The organism is Ochrobactrum sp. AN78, from assembly GCF_029909885.1.
Taxonomy (GTDB): Bacteria; Pseudomonadota; Alphaproteobacteria; order Rhizobiales; family Rhizobiaceae; genus Brucella; species Brucella quorumnocens.
In genome coordinates, this window is record NZ_JASAMU010000005.1 from 183,898 (window position 1) to 201,621 (window position 17,724).

The following is a 17,724-nucleotide window of genomic DNA, read 5'->3' on the forward strand; positions in this document are numbered from 1 at the left end:
GCTGGTTTCGATATTTCAGTTCGTATTTACAGCGGCCAATTTCAAGTCGCTTTCACAATCGAGACGTCAAAGCGCAGTCTATACCGATGATGCCGCTTTCGCATCCTCTGATACAGCCAATATGCGCACCTCATGCCCCGTGGCGGCAAGAAATCGGATCAGATCATCGCGTTTGATTGATGTCGTCGCTTCATTGGTCAAAGGATGGCCATTGATGATGCCGTTTTCCATCAACCCAGCATCCAGAATGATCTGAACATTATGGTCGGTATCATTCACCGCACCAAACACCGTCACACCGCCGGGCACGACACCGAGATATTCCATCAGCTTTTCAGGCTTGCCGAACGAAACACGGCTGCTGGCACCAATGATTTGGTGGATCGACTTGAGATCGACAACCGCTTCCTCGTCTACCGTCACCAGAAAGAAATTGTCTTTCTTGTCTTTCAGAAACAGGTTCTTGGTGTGCCCACCGGCGATTTCCCCACGCAGATGCTGTGAATCAGCAACCGTGAACAATGGCGGATGCTCGACTGTTGTAACCTCGATATCGAGGCTTTTCAGATAGTCGTGAAGTTCATGCGATGTCAGAGGCATGCTTAACCCTACTCCCCAAGTAGTCAGACTGTCTCACGCTGTTTCGTGATTTTATACACTCATAATGCACCCAGCTGAACACGCAATATCGTAGACATTTTCAAAGGCCGAAAGGGCGGGTTTCGCTTCGCATGAGTGAATCACTCAGAATCTAGAATCTCTTGCGCTCCAGTGTGGATGTCGCCCAATAGAAAGCGCATAAGCTGCACTCCGTCTACCCGTCGGCACTTGATCAACAACTCCTCAAAGGAAAATAAATATAATAATTTCAATTAATTAGATCGAATTCGGTAGTTTCTTCGCAACAAACAGCATTTTCCGCTAATTTCCCTGTTGCAATCTCAAAGTCGTTAGTCCATATAGCGCCTGCCTGACGGAAATGACTGGCGCGAGCGGGTGTAGCTCAGGGGTAGAGCACAACCTTGCCAAGGTTGGGGTCGAGGGTTCGAATCCCTTCGCCCGCTCCAGTTTTCCGATCAGATCTTTCCAAAAATCATAAAGATAAGCATGATCGAGCAGTTCAGCCTGCACGTGAAGTGCATTTCTATTGATTCCTGATCAGTGGCAATTCAGCTGCAAGATATGTTCTCAGGAAATCCGGCGATTACGCGCGAGCACCCAGAGAAGATACACGCCGCCCAACAAACCTGTTGTCAGTCCGATCGGCATTTTTACATTGAACGGAAAGTGCTGGCTGACGAGATCGGCTCCCACAAGCAGAACCGCGCCCATCAAAGCGCCGGCAAGCAAAGGCACTGCCGATGAGCGGGTCAAGCGTCGCACAAGTTGCGGAGCAGCAAGTGCGATAAAGGCAATTGGTCCGGCGGCGGCCGTCGCAACCGATGTCAGTCCAACCGCCGCCAGAACCATAATCAGACGGGTGGTTTCGACCCGAACGCCGAGCTGGCTCGCAGCGTCGTCACCCATTTCCAGCAGGTTAATGCGCTGCGCATGATAGATCGCAATCGGTACAACGACGACAAAGCCCAGAATAGCCGGGATCGCATGCGACCACGTTCTCGTATTCAGCGATCCGGCCAGCCAGAGCTGTGCGGAAGCCGCCTGATCCAAATCACCCACCACCAACAAAACCGTATTGATGCCCGAGAGCACCGCTCCGATTCCAATGCCCACCAGAATAAGCCTGTAGCCGCCCGTCGTGCGCCCCTTCATTGACATCAGAAACACAATAAGCGCTGTGCCTATGCCCGACAAAACTGCGGCCAAGGCCGTCTCAAAAGGGCCTGCATTGAACAGGATGATCTGAACGATTGCGCCTGTCGCAGCCCCAGTCGTGAAACCGATAATATCCGGTGATCCGAGTGCATTACGCGATATCGACTGAAAAATCGATCCGGCCATTCCCAACGATGCACCTACAAAAAGTGCGGTCACAAGACGCGGAAGACGCACACGCATGATGATACGGTCGACTGTCGGACTGGCACCTTCACCCACAAGACTTTTGACGATCTCGGCTGGCGTGAAAGACATTGTGCCTGTGCCAATATGCAGGATGCCAAGTACCAGAGCGGTAAGCAGTAGCAGGCCGCAGACAATAAGTGCCCTCTTCCGCCACTGAATAGAGAAGCTGCCAATGCGCAAAACAGATTTCTTCACGTCCCTCATAGCTTGGACAACCTGAATCTACGAACGACGAAAATAAAGAACGGTCCACCGATCAGCATTGAAACGATGCCCGCCGCCACTTCTGAAGGGGCTGCAATTACTCGTCCGATGATATCCGCACCAAGCAAAAGAATGGCTGCAAACAACGCCGCGTAAGGCAAAATCCAACGATAGTTCGGTCCAACGATTGCACGTGCGAGATGCGGCGCGACAAGACCGACAAAACCTATCGGCCCGGCTCCAGCAGTGGCAGCACCTGCCAGAAGCATCACAGTCAGGCAGGATAGCAGCCACGTTGAATAGACATTGACACCAAGTGCGGCTCCCAGCTCCTTGCCCAAAGCGATCGCATTCAGTTTGCCTGCTATGGAAAAGGCAATGATCAATCCAAGCACAACGGAAATGGCCAGGACTGCAATCACATCATAGCCTCTGCCCTCGACCGAACCGGCAGACCAGTGGCGAAACTGATCAAAAACGGCCAATGGCGCATTGATAATGATGATCCCAGTAACGGATGCGAGGACTACGGATACGCCAGCACCCGCAAGAACCAGCCTCACCGGATTGGTGCCGGTTCCGTTGCTTCGCCCCAGAATAAACACGGCACCCCCTGCAAGACCTGCGCCAAGAAACGCAAACCAGACATATTGCACCATCGATGTCAGATTGAAGGCAACAATACCAAGGATGACGGCGACCGCCGCACCCGCATTAATGCCAAGCAGTCCCGGTTCTGCCAAAGGATTGCGCGTGACCGCCTGCATCACCGCGCCAGCGACACCCAAGGCAAGGCCCGCGAGGATAGCAACAATTGTGCGCGGGATACGCAACTCGCGAATAATCAGGTGCTGGTCGTTTTGGATATCCGGCGACCACAAAGCCTGCAATGTATCGCCAAGAGGTATTGACCTGGAGCCAAGCGCAAGGCTGGCGAGAACCGCTATGCCAAGCACAAGCAGACCGGCACAAAGACCCCACGTTCGCCGCTGGCGTAACGAGACGCGCAAAGCCCGGCTTCGATCAGAAAGTGAAGTCGGATCAGACGTCATTTACGAAAATGCGCGGCGACAATATCAATCAGCTGAATCCCTGAATAATAGTCAATCCGAAAAGACGTGGCACCCAATGGGTAAACCTGTTTCTCTTTGACAGCAGGTAGATTTGCCAGAACCGGATCATTCAAAAAGGCTGTTACATCAGCATCGACGCCGCGCAGCAAAAACACGGTTTTGCCGGTGATAGCTGCGGACAGGTTCTCGTGAGAAATGAAATCAAAATCGGAACTGCGCGTCACCTGCTTTGCCAGCGCTTCAGGCAACCCATCGACCTTGAAACCAAGCGCTTCAAGCAATTGCCCCTGCGCACTTGTTGCCTTACCAATCGAATAGCTGTTGCCGATATTATAACCGACAATGCTGACGGGTGCATCGGAGCGCGTTATGGTGGCGGCCGCTTTGGCTGCATAATCATCAAAGCGCGCAACCGCTGCCACAACCTCGTCTTCCAGGCCGGTAGCCTTGCCAAACTCGGCTGCAATATCCTGCCAGCTTTGATTGGAATAATTCACGACCATCGTTGGAATGCCCTGCGCTTTCAGCTCAGGATAATGCTGAAGAACACTGTCGGCGCCCGTCGCTGATGCCACGACAAGATCTGGCTCCAGTGCAATAATTGCTTCAATATCGAAATCGAGGTTGGAATAGAGCACCTCAACACCGCGTTCATCCGCGACCTTTGCCCATTGCGAGAAAAAGCCCTTGTCGTCGGTCAACATGCTGGGTGTGGTCGCTGTGCTTGCGATAACCGGCGCATTGATCGCAAGCAGAATTCCGGTGAGGCTTGGAGCGGTCGAGACAATCCGCACAGGCTTTGACTTTAGCATCAGCTCGCCAGAATAGTGCCTGATCGTGCGGGGCCATTGATCATCTTGTGCCTGTGCGACCTTAAAAGGCAACGCGAAGGCTGCAAGCATAATCAGGAATGAAAAGAGGATTTTCCAGGATTTCACGGTCGACCCTTACCTGAGATCGTTTTTCTGCGGTTCTGGCAAAGTGAAAGCACTCTGCTAAAATATGATTATTCCACTCCATATTGCAGAACGCATTCTGCAATGCAATACAGATCACTTGCCGCACACCGACGATTTCCACTGACTTGCCACTGGACCCAAAGCAAATGATGCATCGCCTTCACGCTGATACCGTGACGTTGAAATATGATGAGAGAACAGTCGCGACCGACTTGTCCGTGGCTATTCCTGATGCATCCTTCACGGTTATTGTCGGGCCGAATGCGTGTGGAAAATCAACACTACTCCGGGCTTTATCGCGGCTGTTAAAACCAACGTCCGGGAAGATCATTCTGGATGGTGGTGACATTTCAAGCCTACCCGCGAAGGAAACAGCGCGCCGGCTCGGCCTGCTGCCACAAAGCTCGATTGCACCGGAAGGGATTACGGTTGCCGATCTCGTTGCGCGTGGCCGTTACCCACATCAATCCTTCTTGCGGCAATGGTCCGAAGCTGATGAAGTGGCCGTGGCGCAGGCCATGGAAGCGACCAAGATCACCGAACTTGCAGACCGGCCTGTAGATGAACTTTCAGGCGGACAGCGCCAGCGCGTCTGGATCGCTTTGGCGCTGGCGCAAAACACGCCGATCCTGCTTCTCGATGAACCAACGACCTATCTCGATATCGCGCATCAGATCGAATTGCTTGATCTTCTAGCACAGCTTAACAAGCAGGGACGAATAGTCGTCGCTGTTTTGCATGAACTCAATCATGCCTGCCGCTATGCCTCGCATCTGATCGCAATGCGCGATGGCGCCTTGATTGCCCAGGGCAGACCTGCCGATATCGTCACGGAAAAACTGGTCGAAGACGTATTTGGCCTTACCTCCATCATCATCCCAGACCCGGTTTCCGGTACGCCACTCATCGTTCCGAAGAGCAGCGCGGCCTAGTGCGCATCCCGAAAAGTGGGAACCGGTTTTCGGGAGAAAATGCGCGTAAAAGCAAAGAGCTAGAGCCTTTCTAATGATTCAGTTTAAACAGGAAATGCTCTAGCTTTCCGGCATTTCAAGCTGTGTATCGACAATCAGGCCGCCTGTGGATTGATTGACTATGCAGGCTTCATGAAAAAGCGCTCTGCGTTCTTCATCAGTGCGAAGCTGGCCAAGATCAGCGACCGTCGTCATGACGCAGACGATTTCGCCCTGAGCATCCAGCACAGGCGATGCCTGCCCGGTAACATTCGACAAAAGATGGCTCGTCATCTCCGACCAGCGGTCGCCACGCACCTTATCGAGAAGCGCTTTGGTCGGCGGCGTGCCACGAAAATTGGCAGGCTGAACCTTGCGAACTGCATCAATGCTGCTTTTCGGCAGGAAAGACTGAAAAACCAGACCACAGGCCGTATTATCGACCGGCAGCGTATCGCCAAGCGCCAGTGGGTTTACCGAAAAATAGGCGCTGCGATACCATCGCACCAAAGTTGGACCTCTATCCGTCCAGATCGCCACGCCGCCGCTCATGGCATGACGCTGCGCCAGAGCTTTCATATGCTGCGCTGCGATTTCCACCGCATCGACACGCTTCAGCGCGCCTATGCCGATGCTAAGTGCGGTTGGTCCGAGATCGTAAAATCCGCTGACGGGGTCCTGCTTCGCAAGCCCTTCCTTCACGAGACTTTGCATATAGCGATGCGCTGTCGATCCGCCTGTTCCTGCCCGCTTCGCAACTTCACCCAATGGAAGCTCGTTTTCGGCATTGGCCAGAATTTTCAGAAACCGTGCTGCAATTGATACCGACTGAATCGTGCCGGAACGTTTATCTCCCGCAGCCTCAGCCTCATCAGCCGGAAACCCATCCTGTTCTTTCAAATGCTCCGCCTCCCGTCAGAATGGTTCCAGATTATAAAAACCATTCGATCATTCTGTTCCGCTTTGAGCGATGTTTAGCGTCAAGCTCACACAAAGTCATGTCTGGCATGAAACCTATTTCCATGAACGGGCGTCACAACTCTGTGCTTCGCGCGCGCCATGTGGCCCATGCGTTGCTAATGTGCAACATCGATAATCAGCTTGCACTCATACTGTATTGCGGTACGCATTCCTTATTGCGGAATCCAAATCATAGCGATAACAGAACATGACTTACACACTCATGTTTGGGGCGACCTATGAATATCCGTTCTACCCGTGGCTTTTTCTATAGTGTCAGCGCGTTGACGCTTGCGGCACTTGCTGGATCTCCTGCCCTTGCGCAGGATGCGCAGCCTTCAGGCGAATCCAAAACATTGGTGCTCGATACGTTGGTCATTACCGGTGAAAAAGTCGCGCGTGATATCAAAAACACCGCATCGTCTGTCACCGTGATTACCGCCAAGGAAATTGCTCGGGAAAAAACCGGTGATTCTTCGGTAGCGGAAGTGGTACGCGGAACCCCCAACGTCGTTTACTCCGATACAGTCGGTGCACCCGTTATTCGAGGTCAGGACAGCCAAGGCCCAAACAATGGTGCAACGGCCTTCTTTTCGGGCACCGTCCCCCGCGCGACGATCAATCTCGACGGCCATTATCTGAACTATAATGAGTTCATTTTTGGCTCTGCCCCCATCTGGGACGTCGACAGCATCGAAGTCTTCCGTGGCCCGCAAACCACATCGCAGGGTGCGAATGCAATCGCCGGTGCGATTGTCGTCAACACCAAGGACCCGACATTCGAGCAGGAGGGCGCTTATCAGGTCGAGATTGGCAATTACAATGCCAAGCGCACATCGATCATGCTCAATACCCCGCTTTATAAAGACGAGATTGCTGGCCGTCTCGCGATTGATTATTCCGGTCGCGATACTTTCATCGACTATATCAATCCAGGCTTCTACTCGTCGGGCACTGATCACGATTTCCAGTCGCTGAACATCCGTTCAAAGCTTCTGTGGCAACCTGCCGAAATCCCCGGCCTTGAAGCAAAGCTCACCTACTCTTTCAACAAGAGCAATCGCCCGACCTACGAGGCAGCCACGCCTCTTTATTATGAGCTGGATTATAACGGCCAGAGTATGCCGACATGGGATCAGCGTACCAATACCGGCATTCTGGACGTCAGCTATGATTTCGATAATGGATTTAAGTTCTTTAACCAGACGCAATTTTCCGACTCCAGCGTCGAACGCTCGACAGGTATTGTAAACGGTGGCGATGCCAATATCGATCAGACCAATATTTCCAATGAAGCTCGCATTACCTATGGCGACCAGGAAGATGTCATCAGCGGCGTAGCAGGCATCTATTACGCTCACACCAAAACGGACGAAGCGCTTTATCTGCTGAACGCGAGCAATAAAACCGCCAATAATTATCTCTCGACATTCGACGACAAGAAGACAAATCTCGGCCTGTTCGGTGAGTTAAGCTGGCGCATGAATGATCAATGGACCCTGACCGGGGGTATGCGCTACCAGCAGGATAACATTCAGCGTGATGGTGTTTCCGTCTATTCGTATGTGCCAGTCAACTTCGACGAAACCTTCTCGGCGTTCCTACCAAAAGTCTCGCTGGCCTACGCTATCACGCCCGATCTGACAGTTGGCGGACTGGTGAGCCGCGGATATAATCCCGGCGGCGTGTCGCTCTATATGAACACGACCAACCCTGCATCGAGCAAGTGGAACAAATTCGACGAAGAAACTTTGTGGAACTATGAGTTGTTCACGCGTGCTGAAGTGCTGGATAACAAGCTCGTTCTGAACGCCAACGTGTTCTACATGGACATGAAAAATGCGCAGTATAACATTCCAGTTGTCCTGCCGAATAACATCGTCCAGTCCTACACCATCAATGCCGAAAAAGCGCACGCCTATGGCCTTGAAATTGGTGCAGACTATCGAGTGCTCGACAATCTGACGCTCAAATCGAGTGCGGGCATTTTGCGCACCAAGATCGATGAGATTTCCAGCAATGCTTCGTATGAAGACAATGAATTCGCAAAGTCTCCCGGCTATATGCTGAGCTTCGGCGCGAGCTGGGATGTGACCGAAAAATTCAATGTTTCTGGCAATGTCCGCCATACAGACGGTTATTATTCAGATGTTGCGAACACGAAGGCTTACTGGGTCGGGGCCTATACGATTGCCGATGCCCGCATGAGCTATGATTTCACTGAGAAGTTCCAGCTCTATGGCTTTGTGAAGAACATCTTCAACGAACGTGCGCCAACGTCTCTGCAAGCAACGCGCGGCATCAGCGGAGCAACGACGCAAGCCAGCATGACAATGCCACGCACTTTCGGCATAGGCATCAAGGGCAGCTTCTGAGCTCTTGCTTTAGAGCGGCTCCAGTGAAGATTGAATCGTTGGAACCGCTTCGCACGTTTGGCGCAAATACTTCAATCAATCAAACCGTGGGCTTTTTGCTCGCGGTTTTTGGCTTAAAAACTGACGGAAATTGATCATGGCTTCTCGCAAGACGCTCCATATCGGCATGTCACTCGCTCCCACCTGGCTAAGTGGTGACGGCTGGCGACATACAAACAGCGATATTGAAGGTGTCTTCGGATCAGACTTTTATCTCGATATTGCCAAACGTGCGGAAGCTGCCAAACTCGACTTCGTGTTTCGACCTGACAGTCTGTTTCTCAACAGTCCGATCATGGAGACAACGCCCGGCTTTGCCAGTCTGGACGCGACTTTGCTGATGGGAACACTTGCCCGCGAAACGTCAAAGATCGGGTTGCTTACGACCATTTCGACCACCTTCATGCCGCCATATGCGGTGGCACGGCAGGTTTCATCGTTGCATCATCTGAGCAATGGGCGCGCAGGCTGGAACATCGTCACAGCACTTGATGGCAATGTAAATTTCGGCCTTGATGAGATGCCGACATCCAACGAGCGCTATGCGAAAGCGGCAGAATTTACCGAAGTCGTACGCGCCTTGTGGGAAAGCTTTCCCGGTTCGGCCCTCAAGCGCGACCGGGCTAGCGGAAACTATGCAGACACGGCGCGTATTCAGCCGATCAATCACGAGGGCGATTTCTTCAAAGTCAAAGGACCGCTCAACATTCCTTCTATTGAGAATGTGCCAATCCCGCTTGTTCAGGCTGGCGCCTCACCTGCCGGTCGCAGCTTCGCGGCCTCGGTGGCCGATGCAATCTTTTCCGCAACGCCTGACATCGACGTGGCCATCAATCTGCGCAAAGATTTGCGTTCCCTTGCACAATCCCATGGCCGCAATGCAGATGATGTGCGCCTGCTACCCGGCCTCAGCCTCTATCTCGCGCCTACACGCAAGGAAGCTGAAGAGCTGTTTTCCTATACCCATGCGCGTGGCGACCGCACCCGCAAGATTGCCTATATTCGAGATATGACTGGTCTTGATCTCACAGACTGGCCGGAAGATCGATTGATCCGCCCGTCCGACTTACCGCCGCCACCGGAAAAAGTGCGCAGCAAAACCCACGCCGGATTGCTCCAACGCCTTCTGCAAAAAGAGACGCTCCACCTTGATGATTTGCTCCGCCGACCGGAAGTTATCAGTGCCGCGCACTGGCAGATCATCGGAACGGTCGATGATGCGGTTGCGCAAATCCGCCAATGGTCTGAAGCTGGAGCGATTGACGGCTTCATCACCGCACCCGGCGGCTCGACATCGTCAATGCATATGGCACTTGACGAGTTGATGCCGAGGTTGAGCGAAGCGGGGCTTTTGCGATCTGACTATACCGGCAACACGTTCGCTCACCACCTGAGCGAATAGCTATCAGGCGAAGCTGAAGTCGAGGCCGATATCGAGGTTGGGCGCACTGTGTGTCGTCCAGCCAACCGAAATAAGATCGACGCCACTTGCGGCCACAGTTGCAACCGTATCCGGGGTAATACCACCTGAGGCTTCAGCAATCGCACGACCGCCGATGATTTTCACCGCTTCGCGCAATTGCGCGGGCGACATATTATCGAGCAGGACTGCATCGACGCCAATTGCCATTGCTTCATACAGTTGTTCGAGTGTATCGACCTCAATTTCAATTTTGACCATATGCCCGGCATTCGCTTTGGCGCGCTGGATGGCTTCACCAACGCCGCCTGCAACTGCGATATGATTGTCTTTGATAAGCACCGCATCATAAAGCGCGAAGCGATGGTTCATGCCACCGCCTGCCCGAACAGCATATTTCTGCAAGGCTCGCAGGCCCGGCATAGTTTTGCGCGTACATACGATTGCAGCTTTCGTGCCCTGAGCGGCTTTGACCAGATTGGCCGTTGCAGTGGCAACACCCGACATATGGCCGAGGAAATTCAGCGCGGTTCGTTCGGCTGCAAGAATGCTGCGCGACGAGCCAGACACGCGAGCGAGCGTCGTGCCTGCTGCCAGAAAATCGCCGTCATTGACCATTCGCTTAAAGGCAACCGAAGGATCAACAAGCCGAAACGCCATTTCGGCAACGTCCAGGCCGGCAATGGCACCGGGCTGACGCAGGCTGAACACCATGGTCGAGTGATGACCTGATGGCACAACCGCATTGCTGGTGATGTCGCCCGCAAGTCCGAGGTCTTCAAGAAGTGTGGCCCGCACCAGCGGTTCGATGAGCAAAGGTGAAAGGCGTGGTAGATCCATCATGCGATCCTCGATAAAGGCTCAGCCAGAGCGATTTTGCGTGCAAGCAAAAAAGCCTGCTCGAATGTGTAATAGCTGCGCTCCGGTTGCGCGCTTTTCTCAGGATAATCTGTTCGGGCATGACTGCCGCGCGACTCGCGCCGCTCAAATGCTGCGACACTCATAATGAGTGCTACAGCAGCCGCGTCATCCGTCTGTGCGAGTGGCAGAAGTGCTGTAATCGCCGAACGTAAGCCGTCGTCATCGCGCAACAAACCCAAATGCCGGGAAGCAATCGATCGCACATAAGGCAGACTGGAAGATGGGCACTTGGCTTTCGAAACAAGCGGCAGCGTGGCAGCATGCAGCATAGTTGCAATAGCGCGGCCTGCTCGAAGGCCCATGACGGCAGCTTCTAAAAGCGAATTGCTCGCCAGACGATTTGCCCCATGCAGTCCGGTGCAGGCGGCTTCACCCACAGCCCAAAGCCCCGCAAGGCTGGTGCGGCCATCGCTATCAGTTGCCACACCGCCCATATGGTAATGGGTGGCAGGCCGAACCGGCATCACGTCGCAAGACGGATTGATGCCGTATTGTTTGCACAGCGCATCAATGCCGGGAAACCGCGTTGCAAAGCCTTTGTCCAATGATGCGCGTGCATCGAGAAACACTTTGCAACCTTGCGCTAGTTGCTGCCCAATTGCCCGCGCAACCACATCACGCGCAGCCAGCTCCTGTCCCGGAATATCCTGCATGAAGCGCTCGCCGCGATCATTGACAAGTATCGCCCCTTCACCACGCACAGCCTCGCTGATCAGTGGCAAGCGCGATGCGGACACCGCCAATGCGGTCGGATGAAACTGCACAAACTCCATATCGGCAAGCACTGCACCAGCACGCCCGGCTAGTGCTGCCCCTTGACCGAGATTGCCAAGCGGCGTGGTGGTCGCTTCATAAAGCCCACCGGCACCGCCTGTTGCGAGCACTACAGCACAGCCCGCAACGGGCCCAAAGCCTTCGAGATCAACACCCGCGATGCGCCCATCTTGCTTGATAAGCCGCAGCGCGCGGGTATTTTCTTTAATTGTTATCGATGGGGTGGCGCCCACTTTAGCGGCAAGCACGCGCATAATGCCTGCGCCCGTCGCATCGCCATCAACATGGACGATGCGTTGTCGGCTGTGTGCTGCCTCAAGGCCAAGCGCATAAGATCCATCCGATTTTCGATCAAAGCGAACGCCATAATGTTCAAGCGCTGCAATCGCTTCGGGAGCAGCGTCAATTATGTCTTTTACAACTGCGGCGTCGCAAAGACCAGCACCCGCTGCCAGCGTATCCGCCAGATGCAGAGCTGCGCTATCATCGTCACCAAGGCTTGCTGCGATACCGCCTTGCGCCAGAGGGCTTGAGCCATCGAACGCAAAGGTTCCCGCGGTCACCAGCATCACAGGTTGCGGCGCAAGGGTCAGCGCCGTCATCAATCCTGCGAGACCACTGCCGATAACAATCACAGGAGTGGCGCTCATACTGCAAGCATCCGTTCGACCGCGCAGCGTGCAGGCTCGGCAATAGCAGGATCAACTGTCACTTCATGGCGATTTTCTTCAAGCGCCTGCCGAATATTGGCAAGCGTGATCCGCTTCATGTGTGGGCAGAGATTGCAAGGCCGGATGAATTCGACCTCGGGATGATCGACGGCAACATTGTCGCTCATCGAACATTCAGTAAGCAGAACCACACGTTGCGGCTTCTTCTCACCGACAAAGTCAGACATGACAGCCGTTGACCCAGCAAAATCCGCAGCTTCTACCACTTCCGGCGGGCATTCAGGATGCGCCAAAACCATCACGCCGGGATGGTTTTCACGCAACTGTCGGATATCATCAGGGGTGAAGCGCTCATGCACCTCGCAATGGCCGTGCCAAGCGAGAATTTCAACATGGGTTTCACGCGCAATGTTCTGCGCGAGATATTCGTCGGGGATCATCAGCACACGCGGTACGCCAAGCGACTCGACCACTTTTTTCGCATTGCCCGATGTGCAGCAAATATCAGACGCTGCCTTAACCGCAGCCGAGGTATTGACATAGGTGATGATTGGCACGCCCGGATGCGCCTCGCGCAGAAGTGCTACATCTTGCGGTGTGATCGAATCCGCAAGCGAGCAACCCGCGGCCATATCGGGGATCAGCACAGTCTTTTTGGGGTTTAGCAGCTTGGCCGTCTCGGCCATAAAATGGACGCCGGCTAGCACAATCACATCAGCTTCAACATCAATCGCCTTGCGAGCGAGTGCGAGACTGTCTCCAACAATATCCGCGACGCAGTGAAAGATTTCAGGAGTCTGGTAATTGTGCGCGAGAATAACCGCGTTGCGCTTGCGCTTCAGCTCCAGGATTGCCGCGACATCGTCTTCGAAACCCATCCATTCGGCTTTGGGCAGCACCGACGCCACACGATCATAAAGCTTTGATACGGAAACGAATTCATTCATGGCGGCCTCCCGAGCAGCGCATAAAATTCCGCTGTTGCGGAATATCCGATTATACTCAATATGAGTATTTCATAGATGCGCAGTTATACTCGATTCGAGTATATTGTCAATCACGAGAGATGGGGAGCTTTGTTCCTGCGAGATGGCGCTCAGAAAGCGCGCGTTCCTCAACAATCGAATAGCGGAAACGGAACAGTTTCGCCGGGCGACCGCCGGTTTCGCTGTCGCTTTCACCGGTTTCTTCAACGAGGTCCTGCTGTTCGATCAGACGGCGGAAATTCTGTTTATGCAGCCGCAATCCTGCCAATGCCTCAACGGTGCGCTGCAACTGCAGAAGCGTGAAACTGTCGGGCATCAATTCAAAAACAACGGGGCGATATTTGATCTTGGCCCGCAACCGCGCGATGGCTGTCGCAAGAATGCGGCGATGATCGGCAAACATATGACGACCGTTTTCTTCGTCGCCCTTTCCGGCTTCGCTCACCAGACCGGCTTCATAGAGCAGTTCATAGCGCTGAAGCACAAGATCTTCATTCCAGCGCTCGCCATTCAGTCCAAACGAAAATGCAATGCGCCGCAAGCGCTGCGCCGTCAGATCAGCAGATGCCGCCTGATGTGACCAGACCCGCAGACCATTGCTCAAATGGCCGACAACCTCCGGCACACCCTGTCGATGGTCCTCCCATGGCAGATAGTCATACCAGCCGCGCCAGCTGGCCTGCTGACCAGCCACATCGTCCTCGCGCACGAGGCCAAGATAACTGATCGAAATTGTGCGTTCTCCCTGCCTGTGACGGTCGCGATCGGCAAATGTATAAAGCTGCTCCAGATAACCGACGGGATGTGCGGTTTCCGTCTGCACCCAGGCTCGCAACCCAGCCTGCAATGAACGGTGTTCCGTCTCAAATGGACCGGACGGCAAAGCCTGCCCTTGACGCACAGTCATGACACGCGGCTGCTCACCTGTGACAGCGGTCAAAACAGCGATCAGCTCGGTATGGGCAATATCGTCAGTCAATGCGGCAGCTTCTTTCTTTGCTCAACGCCCAGAGGCATACAGAACCCTTTGAATGGTTGTGCGTTGGATAACAGATAAAATCAATTCAAAAGCTTGGCGTCGTTATAAGCTATCCGCCATAAAAAAACGCCGCCCAATGGGCGGCGTTTCAATCGGACTAAAACTGTCGCGATTACGGCGTTACGTCGAAGCCGAACCACTTTTCGGAAAGCTTCTTGATCGTGCCGTCAGCCTTGGCTGCTTCGATGGCTTCGTTGAACATTTTCTGAAGTTCAGGTTCGTTCTTACGGATGCCAACAGCAACACCACGTCCGAGAATGCCGCCCTTGAAGTAAGGACCGGTCATGACGATGTCTTCATTGCCTGGCTTCTTGGCTGCATCGCTAAGATAGGCCAACGAAGCAACGATCAGATCGACGCGACCAGACTTGAGGTCAAGGTCATGCTGGTCTGTGGTCTTATATTCGCGGATATCGGTTGAATCCTTGAAATACTTGTCGAGAAGCGAAAGGCCGAGCGAAGCGGTCTGAACACCAACCGTGCGGCCCTTGATTTCGGCAGCGATCTCGTCGATTGCCTTCTGGCTCGCTTCTTCATCCTTGGCAAGATAAAGCGTCTCGCCGGTGTGTGGCAGCTTGGCGAACGGGCTATCCTTCAGCGTTGCGAAGGTCTGTGGCGTCAAGCCGTAGGAAACCGTGAAATCGATGGTTTCTTCACGCTTTGGCGTTGCGGTCAGGCCAGCCATGATCGCATCGAACTTGCCAGCATTGAGTGCCGGAATGATGCCGTCGAATGGCTGTGCAACCATGGTGCACTCGACCTTCATGCGGGTGCAGAGATCCTTGTAGAGATCAACTTCATAACCATCCAGCGTGCCATCTGGCTTGGTGAAGTTATACGGACGGAAAGCACCTTCCGTTGCGATAGTGATCTTGGTCCACTTCTTTTCTTCTGCGTGGGCAGAAGCGGTCGTGAGAACCAGCGCAGAAACGAACAGGGCTTTGAACAATCCCAGGGTCTTCATTTGAATTACCTTACGCAGTTATTTGCTGACGCGCCTTGTGGCACAAATCAGCGGTGTTTGAAATAATCAGGCTGCATTTTCGTGGCTGATAAACTTGCGGAAACGCTCGGATTTCGAATTTCCGAACACTTCTTCAGGCGCGCCGTCTTCTTCGACCAATCCCTGATGCACAAACACCACACGATTGGACACATCACGTGCAAAACCCATTTCATGGGTTACGACCAACATGGTGCGACCTTCTTCAGCCAGACCGCGCATAACGCGCAACACTTCGCCGACCAGTTCCGGGTCGAGCGCCGATGTTGGTTCATCAAAAAGCATGACTTTCGGCTTCATGGCGAGCGCACGCGCAATTGCCGCGCGCTGCTGCTGACCGCCGGAAAGATGTGCAGGGTAGAAGTCACGCTTGTCTGCGATGCCGACCTTGGCCAAAAGTGCTTCCGCTTCTTCCACGCATTCAGCGCGCGAACGGCCCTGAACATAGATCGGCGCTTCGATGATGTTTTCGAGAATGGTCTTGTGGGACCAGAGATTGAAGCTCTGGAACACCATGCCAAGCTCGGATCGAATGCGCGAGACTTGCTTCTTGTCTGTCGGATAGGCTTCGCCCTTTGAATTCTTCGCCATGCGAATAGTCTCGCCTGAGACGGTAACAGTGCCCGAAGTCGGGATTTCCAACAGATTGATGCAGCGCAGGAAGGTTGACTTGCCGGAACCGGAAGAGCCGAGGATCGAGATCACTTCGCCTTCACGTGCTTCAAGTGAAATACCCTTGAGCACCTCATTCGCGCCGAAGCTCTTGCGCAGGTTTTCGACTTTCAGAGCCACCGGGGCATTTGGAGATACGACTTTACTCACGATGTTTTTCCTTCGGTGGTGATCTTGACGACGGGCTGACGCAGATATGGCGTCAGCTTGTATTCCGCGAACATCAGTGCGCGCGTCAGAACGAAGTTGATGGCGAGATAGATGGCACCCGCAATGACGAATACCTCAATCGCACGATAGGTTTCCGCGATCAGTTTGGCGGCGATGCCGGTCACTTCCATCAGTGTAATGATGGAGGCCAGCGAGGTTGCCTTGACCATGGAAATCATTTCATTGCCATAACCGGGCAGTGCCTGACGGATCGCCAGTGGCATAACGATACGGCGGAAGCAGGTGAAACGCGACATGCCGCAGGCTTTAGCAGCTTCGATCTGACCGCTTGGTACTGACAGAAGGCCGCCACGAATAATTTCGCTGGCGTAAGCCGCGTTATTCAAAGTCAGCGCAATGATCGCACACCAGTAAGGTTCACGCAGGATCGGCCACAGGAACGAGTAGCGGATGACCGGGAACTGGCTCAGGCCGTAATAGATGATGAAGATTTGTACCAGAAGCGGCGTACCGCGAAACACGAACACGTAGAGACGGGCGATCCAGTCGAGGACAGTGATGCCCGACAGACGCATCATGGCAAAAAGCAGTGCCAGAATTGCGCCAAACACGATCGAACTTGCAGCGAGCTGTAACGTGAGTGGCACGCCACTCAACATCTGCATGAAGGCTTCAGAATAAAATTCGAGGTTCATTTTGCCCTCCTGACGCCACGCGAGAAGTGGCGTTCAGCTCTTTGCAGGATGGTGCCTGAGACCGATGAAATCAGCAGGTACAACGCACCGGCAATGAGATAGAAGTTGAACGGCAGGCCGGTCGAGCCGGCACCGATCTGTGACTGACGCAGAATATCAACCACGCCGACAACAGAGATCAGTGCAGATTCCTTGAGTGCCACCTGCCAGACATTGCCGAGGCCCGGCAAAGCGTGACGCAGTGCCAGGGGTGCAATGATACGGCGAAACTTGAGTGCTTGTCCCATGCCGCAAGCGGAAGCTGCTTCAAGCTCGCCTTTGGAAACCGCTCTGAATGCACCGCGAAACACTTCCGTATGATGCGCGCCACAGGAAATGCCGATTGCCAGCACACCCGCAAGAAATGCCGGAAAGCCGACAAAGCCTTGCGCGCCGAACATCCGGCCTATCGCGGTAACAGCAGCACTGCCACCGAAATAAAACAGATAGATCACCAGCAGATCAGGAATACCGCGGATGATTGTCGTGTAACCATCGGCAATACCGCGCAGCGCGAGACCACCCGAAATCTTCGCCCAAGCTGCAAACACGCCGATGATTGCGCCAAGAAGAAAGCCCAAAACAGCAAGCGACACGCTCACCATTGCGGCCATCATCAGCACATGGCCCCAGCCGTCCGGCCCGAAGCTTAAGATATCGAGAAAGGCCTTCATGATACATCAGGCCTTGTGGGGCATAAGGAAATGAACGTCATATTGTTTTCCGGAAATCTCTTTTAGGCTGGTGC

16 protein-coding genes and 1 tRNA gene are annotated in these 17,724 nt (G+C 53.7%); 4 read left to right on the forward strand and 13 right to left on the reverse strand.

Translation table 11 applies throughout. The features are described 5' to 3' along the window. Positions 1-78: 78 nt before the first annotated feature. On the reverse strand, positions 79-600 hold the full coding sequence (locus QBD00_RS11805; RefSeq protein WP_151091124.1) for a prolyl-tRNA synthetase associated domain-containing protein: 522 nt from the start codon (positions 598-600) through the stop codon (positions 79-81). Between the two features lie 392 nt (positions 601-992). On the opposite strand from QBD00_RS11805, the gene QBD00_RS11810 reads away from it, so the two are divergent. After that, positions 993-1,067 (forward strand) — tRNA-Gly (locus QBD00_RS11810). 121 nt (positions 1,068-1,188) lie between these two features. On the opposite strand, the gene QBD00_RS11815 is transcribed toward QBD00_RS11810, so the two are convergent. Genes QBD00_RS11815 through fepB form a run of 3 tightly spaced genes read right to left on the reverse strand, consistent with a single transcriptional unit; the run spans position 1,189 to position 4,240 of the window. Next, the gene (locus QBD00_RS11815) at positions 1,189-2,229 is read right to left on the reverse strand and encodes a FecCD family ABC transporter permease (RefSeq protein WP_412535014.1); all 1,041 of its coding nucleotides are present in this window, start codon (positions 2,227-2,229) and stop codon (positions 1,189-1,191) included. Beyond that, complete coding sequence (locus tag QBD00_RS11820) at positions 2,226-3,281, reverse strand: iron ABC transporter permease (RefSeq protein ID WP_318579575.1); 1,056 nt, start codon at positions 3,279-3,281, stop codon at positions 2,226-2,228. The genes QBD00_RS11815 and QBD00_RS11820 overlap by 4 nt, the downstream gene beginning before the upstream one ends. Continuing rightward, complete coding sequence (gene fepB / locus QBD00_RS11825; RefSeq protein WP_318579576.1) at positions 3,278-4,240, reverse strand: Fe2+-enterobactin ABC transporter substrate-binding protein; 963 nt, start codon at positions 4,238-4,240, stop codon at positions 3,278-3,280. Before fepB ends, QBD00_RS11820 begins: the two co-directional genes overlap by 4 nt. Before the next feature lie 167 nt (positions 4,241-4,407). Between fepB and QBD00_RS11830 the strand changes: the two genes are divergently transcribed. Continuing rightward, positions 4,408-5,193 (forward strand): ABC transporter ATP-binding protein, encoded by a 786-nt coding sequence (locus QBD00_RS11830; RefSeq protein WP_318579577.1) that lies wholly within the window; start codon positions 4,408-4,410, stop codon positions 5,191-5,193. A 99-nt stretch (positions 5,194-5,292) separates the two neighbouring features. On the opposite strand, the gene QBD00_RS11835 is transcribed toward QBD00_RS11830, so the two are convergent. Further along, positions 5,293-6,111, reverse strand: a complete 819-nt coding sequence (locus QBD00_RS11835) for an IclR family transcriptional regulator (RefSeq protein WP_318579578.1) — start codon at positions 6,109-6,111, stop codon at positions 5,293-5,295. A gap of 299 nt (positions 6,112-6,410) precedes the next feature. Here QBD00_RS11835 and QBD00_RS11840 point away from each other — a divergent pair, with 299 nt between their 5' ends. Together QBD00_RS11840 and QBD00_RS11845 are read left to right on the forward strand one after the other, a co-directional pair. Beyond that, positions 6,411-8,546, forward strand: coding sequence for a TonB-dependent receptor (locus QBD00_RS11840; RefSeq protein ID WP_264231595.1), 2,136 nt, complete (start codon positions 6,411-6,413; stop codon positions 8,544-8,546). A gap of 136 nt (positions 8,547-8,682) precedes the next feature. Then, entirely contained in the window at positions 8,683-9,987 is a 1,305-nt protein-coding gene (locus tag QBD00_RS11845; RefSeq protein ID WP_318579579.1) for an NtaA/DmoA family FMN-dependent monooxygenase, read from the forward strand. 3 nt (positions 9,988-9,990) lie between these two features. On the opposite strand, the gene nadC is transcribed toward QBD00_RS11845, so the two are convergent. The 8 genes from nadC to QBD00_RS11885 all read right to left on the reverse strand — a co-directional run bounded on the left by nadC (position 9,991) and on the right by QBD00_RS11885 (position 17,650). Beyond that, positions 9,991-10,845 (reverse strand): carboxylating nicotinate-nucleotide diphosphorylase, encoded by an 855-nt coding sequence (nadC, locus tag QBD00_RS11850; protein WP_318579665.1) that lies wholly within the window; start codon positions 10,843-10,845, stop codon positions 9,991-9,993. After that, the gene (locus tag QBD00_RS11855; RefSeq protein WP_318579580.1) at positions 10,845-12,350 is read right to left on the reverse strand and encodes an L-aspartate oxidase; all 1,506 of its coding nucleotides are present in this window, start codon (positions 12,348-12,350) and stop codon (positions 10,845-10,847) included. The genes nadC and QBD00_RS11855 overlap by 1 nt, the downstream gene beginning before the upstream one ends. After that, positions 12,347-13,318 carry a quinolinate synthase NadA gene (gene nadA / locus QBD00_RS11860; RefSeq protein ID WP_318579581.1) on the reverse strand — a complete coding sequence of 324 codons (972 nt, stop codon included), beginning with the start codon at positions 13,316-13,318 and terminating at the stop codon, positions 12,347-12,349. Before nadA ends, QBD00_RS11855 begins: the two co-directional genes overlap by 4 nt. A gap of 106 nt (positions 13,319-13,424) precedes the next feature. Next, complete coding sequence (locus QBD00_RS11865) at positions 13,425-14,336, reverse strand: NUDIX hydrolase (protein ID WP_264231592.1); 912 nt, start codon at positions 14,334-14,336, stop codon at positions 13,425-13,427. Positions 14,337-14,508: 172 nt separating this feature from the next. After that, positions 14,509-15,360 (reverse strand): transporter substrate-binding domain-containing protein, encoded by an 852-nt coding sequence (locus QBD00_RS11870; protein WP_151091132.1) that lies wholly within the window; start codon positions 15,358-15,360, stop codon positions 14,509-14,511. Between the two features lie 66 nt (positions 15,361-15,426). Further along, positions 15,427-16,221: an ABC transporter ATP-binding protein gene (locus tag QBD00_RS11875; protein ID WP_151091133.1), complete on the reverse strand. Its 795-nt coding sequence runs from the start codon at positions 16,219-16,221 to the stop codon at positions 15,427-15,429. Beyond that, complete coding sequence (locus QBD00_RS11880) at positions 16,218-16,937, reverse strand: ABC transporter permease (protein ID WP_151091134.1); 720 nt, start codon at positions 16,935-16,937, stop codon at positions 16,218-16,220. Before QBD00_RS11880 ends, QBD00_RS11875 begins: the two co-directional genes overlap by 4 nt. After that, complete coding sequence (locus tag QBD00_RS11885) at positions 16,934-17,650, reverse strand: ABC transporter permease (protein WP_151091135.1); 717 nt, start codon at positions 17,648-17,650, stop codon at positions 16,934-16,936. Before QBD00_RS11885 ends, QBD00_RS11880 begins: the two co-directional genes overlap by 4 nt. Between the last annotated feature and the right edge of the window lie 74 nt (positions 17,651-17,724).